The organism is Bacillus cereus group sp. N8 (assembly GCF_016483685.1).
Classification (GTDB): Bacteria; Bacillota; Bacilli; order Bacillales; family Bacillaceae_G; genus Bacillus_A; species Bacillus_A proteolyticus.
Genome location: NZ_JAEHBK010000239.1, coordinates 1 through 233 on the forward strand (window position 1 = coordinate 1; position 233 = coordinate 233).

Genomic DNA, 233 nt, shown 5'->3' on the forward strand with positions numbered 1-233 from the left:
TTTTACTTGATTATTTCATCGATCAAGAAGAAGCCCGTATAGGCGGAGATTTGAATTTCTGTAGTTATTATGAAAACGAGCAAGCTGTATTAGATCGTATGATACATTTTGTAGAAGAAGCAGAGAAGAGCATTGGTGATTTGCCACATGCGATGTTTCATCGTCTCATAAGCCGAGGGTTACTTGGTATTTATTTGTCAGGTCAAAAAGTATCAGCGCAAAAGAATATGCAC

At 37.3% G+C, this 233-nt stretch carries 1 protein-coding gene; it reads left to right on the top strand.

The window, feature by feature from the left end; all coding sequences use genetic code 11:
* On the top strand, nt 1-233 hold a 233-nt coding region (locus tag JDS80_RS31135), incomplete at both ends, for a DUF2600 family protein (protein WP_199640848.1).